5 protein-coding genes and 2 pseudogenes are annotated in these 5063 nt (G+C 43.5%); 2 read left to right on the top strand and 5 right to left on the bottom strand.

The window, feature by feature from the left end; genetic code table 11:
* Positions 1 to 288, bottom strand: a pseudogene (locus tag H6S82_RS17575) (DNA/RNA nuclease SfsA); the annotation flags it as partial.
* Entirely contained in the window at positions 288 to 1469 is a 1182-nt protein-coding gene (locus tag H6S82_RS17570) for a DUF3095 domain-containing protein (protein ID WP_190467399.1), read from the bottom strand. The gene H6S82_RS17570 and the pseudogene H6S82_RS17575, both read right to left, overlap by 1 nt.
* A gap of 65 nt (positions 1470 to 1534) precedes the next feature.
* Between H6S82_RS17570 and murJ the strand changes: the two are divergent.
* Positions 1535 to 3163: pseudogene (gene murJ, locus H6S82_RS17565) on the top strand (murein biosynthesis integral membrane protein MurJ).
* 81 nt (positions 3164 to 3244) lie between these two features.
* Positions 3245 to 3586, top strand: a complete 342-nt coding sequence (locus H6S82_RS17560) for a hypothetical protein (RefSeq protein WP_190467405.1) — start codon at positions 3245 to 3247, stop codon at positions 3584 to 3586.
* Positions 3587 to 3648: 62 nt separating this feature from the next.
* Here the strand turns inward: H6S82_RS17560 and H6S82_RS17555 are convergent, their stop codons facing one another.
* The 3 genes from H6S82_RS17555 to H6S82_RS17545 form a co-directional block, all read right to left on the bottom strand.
* Complete coding sequence (locus H6S82_RS17555; protein WP_190467408.1) at positions 3649 to 3954, bottom strand: DUF3181 family protein; 306 nt, start codon at positions 3952 to 3954, stop codon at positions 3649 to 3651.
* An 88-nt stretch (positions 3955 to 4042) separates the two neighbouring features.
* Complete coding sequence (locus tag H6S82_RS17550) at positions 4043 to 4324, bottom strand: 2TM domain-containing protein (protein ID WP_190467411.1); 282 nt, start codon at positions 4322 to 4324, stop codon at positions 4043 to 4045.
* 38 nt (positions 4325 to 4362) lie between these two features.
* Positions 4363 to 4935, bottom strand: coding sequence for a DUF4276 family protein (locus H6S82_RS17545; protein ID WP_190467414.1), 573 nt, complete (start codon positions 4933 to 4935; stop codon positions 4363 to 4365).
* Positions 4936 to 5063 lie beyond the last annotated feature (128 nt).

The following is a 5063-nucleotide window of genomic DNA, read 5'->3' as shown; positions in this document are numbered from 1 at the left end:
CACTACTTGGTTTGGTAGACCGGTATTCACTCCTACCCAAGTCGGTTCGTTATCCGAAACTTGAATCATTTCCCAGGTATAAGGCAATTTGCGTTTGGGATTGTTGCTTAAAGAAACCTGTACCAAACTACCGGCAGTGCAGACCCCCGTCATCGGCCCGGTATTCGGACAATGAGCTGTAATTACCTCACCTGTAGCTAATTCTATATCTGCAAAAAAACGCTTATAGCGTTTAAGCAAAATGCCGGGATAGAGAGTTGGGTAACAGTAAATCCGATCGTATGTCATCAGTAAAACCCCGATTTCATTCTTGACTTCATCGCTTTGGCAGCTAAAGCATAGCCACCATCTGCACCATCCACAAAATGTACTTGGCGACCGTTGCGCTCAAATACCAGACAGGTCATGATGGCGCGATCGGAGATATGTAAACCATAAACTAATTTCCCCTCTTTATATAGGTTATCTAAAGATTTTGTCAATTTTTCGCTTTGCAAAGTATTACCTGCAATAACCATACGTAACATATCATCAAACTTTTTGTAATCTGTTGCGGCAATTAAGTTTTGCTTATAATTGCCCCAATCTGTATCCCGTGTTTTAACTTTAAATCCCATCAAAAAAGCTCCTAAATAGTTTTCCAATTTAATCTTTGATAGATATATTTGTCGAGCTAACCAACTGCCTGACTGGGAACGAAGGTTGACTTCTTTGAACAATTTATTTTCATTAAACGAAAGATTGAGAGATTCGGCAGATACCGGATGAAGATCGGCTTCCTCACCGTAAATCTCTTTAATAATATGTAAAACGTCTTTGTAAACCGAGCTAATTTCTACCAAATCATCGCTGATTGCCATCACCAACAAACTCACGATCTCCCCATGTTTGCTCGGTATATCTTGCCAGCGACACTCCAAACCAGAAAAATCTGCTTGGCTAGAACCAACAACATTATGAAGGCGGTAAATATCAGCAGTTGCAGCATTTTTAACCAAGTCGTTGGCATAAGCTAGACCGCCCCCGGTAAATACCGCTTGGGTGTAATTTTCAGAAATTTTTACCTTAGCTACTTTCACATCATAGTGCCTTTCTATAACTACATACCCTGGAACTATGCCAATCCGTAAATCAAAGTCAAATTCATTTTTAGCTAAATGTCGTGTAGCTAGTAAAGCTCCCTGCACTGCCGACAAAAGAGTTGGGGGAATTAAAATTGTAGCGCCATCACCGCCGAATACGAAGGGAATATCGATATTTTTAGCTATATTTAAAATAGCAACAATAGAAGCCGCGCCAATTAAATTAACATCTTTGTAACGGCCTGACTCAATCGCTTTAGTAGAACCAGCAATATCCGTGACTATAATCAGCCAATCTTGAGGAACAGAAACAAAATTCCGGAAATCCGTGATGTCCAGAAAATTTTCTAAACTAGGTAAGTCGGCATAGAAAGTTTCGGCGGACATACTGTTCGGACTTGCCAGATTCACGATTGAATAGTACAACTACCTTTAGTCATTTTTAACATTTTGTGTCTGCAATCAAAAAACCCTCTCGAACTCTGGCTGGAATTGCGGGAATTGTCGCAGTTGCAACCTTAATCAGTAAAGTGTTTGGCTTGGTACGCCAGCAAGCGATCGCCGCCGCCTTTGGAGTCGGTGCAGCCGCCAACGCCTACAGCTACGCCTATATTCTCCCAGGTTTTTTGTTAATCTTGCTAGGCGGCATCAATGGGCCATTTCACAGCGCCGTAGTCAGTGTACTGGCAAAGCGCGGTAAAGAAGAAGCCGCTCCCATTGTAGAGACAATCACAACTATTGTTGGTGCAGCTTTGCTACTGGTGACGATCGCCACCACGATCTTTGCCGAACCGCTGATCAACTTAGTCGCACCGGGACTTAGCGATACATCAGGGGTAGGTTCCCTCACGAAAGCGATCGCCATCCAACAACTTCAGATTATGGCACCGATGGCGCTCTTTGCCGGACTGATCGGCATCGGTTTTGCCACCCTTAACGCCGCAGATCAATATTGGCTACCCTCCATCAGCCCCCTATTTTCCAGCATCACAGTCATTGGGGGAATTGCCGTTTTAGCAATGCAGCTGGGCCACAAAATTACCCTCCCCGAATACGCCATCCTGGGAGGACAGGTTTGAGCTGTAGGAACCCTTGCCGGTGCATTCTTGCAGTGGTTAGTGCAGGTAGTGGCCCAGTGGCGAGCGGGTTTGGGAACATTGCGCCTGCGCTTCGACTTCCAGCATCCTGGCGTGCGCGAAACAATCAGACTCATGGGGCCGGCCACTTTTTCCTCCGGGATGATGCACATAAACGTTTACACCGACTTATTCTTTGCATCCTTCATCCCCAAAGCCGCCGCCGCCTTAAGCTATGCCGGATTGTTAGTGCAAACGCCTCTAGGAATTATTTCCAATGTTTTGTTAGTACCTTTTTTACCCATATTTTCCCGACTCGCCGCCCCGGAAGATTGGCCGGAATTAAAAGTGCGAATTCGTCAGGGATTAATTCTCACTGCGCTTACCATGTTACCTCTGGGTGCGATCATGGTTTCCCTTTCCGTCCCAATTGTACGAGTAGTTTACGAACGGGGAGCATTCGATCGCGACGCATCCAAATTAGTAGCATCCCTGCTAGTCGCTTACGGCATCGGGATGTTTTTCTACTTAGGTCGAGATGTACTGGTGCGAGTATTTTATGGTTTGGGAGATGGAGACACACCTTTTCGGATCAGCGTGTTCAATATCTTTCTCAAAGCTTTGTTGAATTTTATTTTTGTGCAACCTTTTGGCGCACCCGGTTTGGTTCTTTCCACAATGGGAGTAAACCTCACCTCAATGGTAATGTTGTTGTGGTGTCTCAACCGCAAACTCAACGGTTTGCCCTGGCGCGAATGGGGAATACCGTTAATATGGTTGACTGCTGGTAGTGCGATCGCAGGTGTCACCAGTTGGGGTACGAATTGGGGTTTGCAACAAATTTTGGGCAGCGAAGGTTTGCTAATTCAACTACTGCAATTAAGCGTCGCCGGGTTAGTCGGCTTATGCCTATTCGCTGTATTTGCCATTCAATTGAAGTTGCCAGAAGTCGATATTTTTGTCTCCCGTATCCGCCAACGATTTTTCAGAGGGTCTAAGGGCTAGTTTTGAGTTTTGAGTAAGTAGTAGGGTGGGCATTGCCCATCCTACTCCCTAAATTTTGCTAAATATTCATCAAGCAAATTTATGTCTATCCTCTACCCTGTCCTTGATGATTTTCTTCCCGATTACAAAGTCAAAGAAGACTTGTTAAATATATTGTGGGAAGATGACTTAGAGTGTGAAATTGATTTAGAGACAGGGAAAATTAAAGTACCTCGCGATACTCTCCTAGAAGTCATTTCTAAAAGTTACAGACAGAACAATTACCAAATAGGTTTTGGTAATTATTATGCTGCTCAAGTTGCGATTGGAGGTGTAAAAAAACAAGAATCTGGTATCTTATATCCAGTTTATTGCTTTGCAACTCTTTTTTATAACAGGGAGCGAGATGTTATCACTACAGATGTTCATCCCGAAATGCGGTAACATATTGGTAAGATCGCCACAGCAGCACTAAGTAATAGGGTGGGCAATTCCCACCCAAACCGCTACATTTTGCGTTGATATTCTTCCAAAATATCCATCAAATTCACCTGACTGGCTGTCGGTATCAAATCGGCGAGCGGAATTTCTCTTTTTCCGCCTATCTTGACAGGAATATCTGACAGAATTTGTAGCACCTTACTTTCTTCAAGAGAATTATTCTGAAGCATGGGATATACCCGTTCCGCGAGGGGGGTGTGTAAATGTGCTTCCCGCAAGTAGAGATGCCACTTGGCAATGTCGATATAAACATTTTCGCCTATTTCGGCGGCCAGTTTTTCGATCGCTTCAGAAGTATTGGTTTTTGCCATAGGACTTACTCCGATAAAAAGCTACCTCGATCCTAATTGAATCAACCCCAGTCCCGGCGTAAATCCCTGCTTAGCAAGATTTTTCAATCTATCCTTGGGGAGATTTTGTGGGCGTTTCCGATGTCAGTTGCGGTTGGGAGTAGTTTGCGATCGCAAAAATATACACAGCATGGGCCACCAAAACCAGCGCCCATCCACCCGTCACCCACTTGGCCCAAGGCCATTCAGCATTTTTCAGGATATCGAAAAACCATATACCGGAATTACTAGCAGCAAAAATTGCGACATGGGTGGCGAAGTTCATGCGGTCATCGAGTTTGCGGAAAGCGGGGTCATTGCGATCGGGTTTGCGGGGCCAACGAGGAGGCATAGAATATTTCTATCGAGTGAAACAGAGTTAGTACTTATCTAGATTGTAGGGTAAGACTGAATAATTCTTTTGATTGAACTGATAAAATGATAAAAACTGCGGGAGCGTGTGTTTTCAATATTCAAATAAGGTGCTATTATTCTCGAACCGTTTATCTTCTGGTATTCAGGTACAAGGGATTTCAATTCTTGTGATGGATTTCCAAGCTCATCGGGATTTCGGAATTTCTTTTCATTTTGTCGTGAGGAAAGATTGGGTTTCTCATAAGCTTTTTCCACCGCCTCTAGATCGGAAAGATACCAGCTTTCCAGTTCGCGACAGGCAATACGTACAATAGCTTGAGACTTATTTGCTTCTTCGCATTTTTGTTTAAGTTTCGTTTTAATATCTTGGCAGTTGCCAGAATCTCGATCGCGCAAAATAATAAATGTTGCATCCGGATTCTTATATTTTTGTAGTTTTCGTACCATCTGCTTTTCTAGGTCTTGTTTACCTTCAAAAACAATATACCTAACAAATATATCCAGTTCTGCCGATATTATCTTCGGTAAAATACCTTCAATCATTACTTGTGCCGATAGTTCTTCTAGTAAGAAAACAAGCTCTCTCATAGCGGATCTGCCCCTTCAAAAAAACCCTGTCGCCAGAGATAGCCGAGTTTATCTCCATCATTCATGTAAGCTTTGATTTGTTCATCTTCACTCGCTCGCTTAACGAATGTGTAACCTCTTTCTTTTTT

The organism is Planktothrix sp. FACHB-1355, from assembly GCF_014748295.1.
GTDB lineage: Bacteria > Cyanobacteriota > Cyanobacteriia > Cyanobacteriales > Aerosakkonemataceae > Aerosakkonema > Aerosakkonema funiforme_A.
Note: the sequence above shows the minus strand (reverse complement) of the source record. Positions and strands in the feature narration are given on the sequence as shown.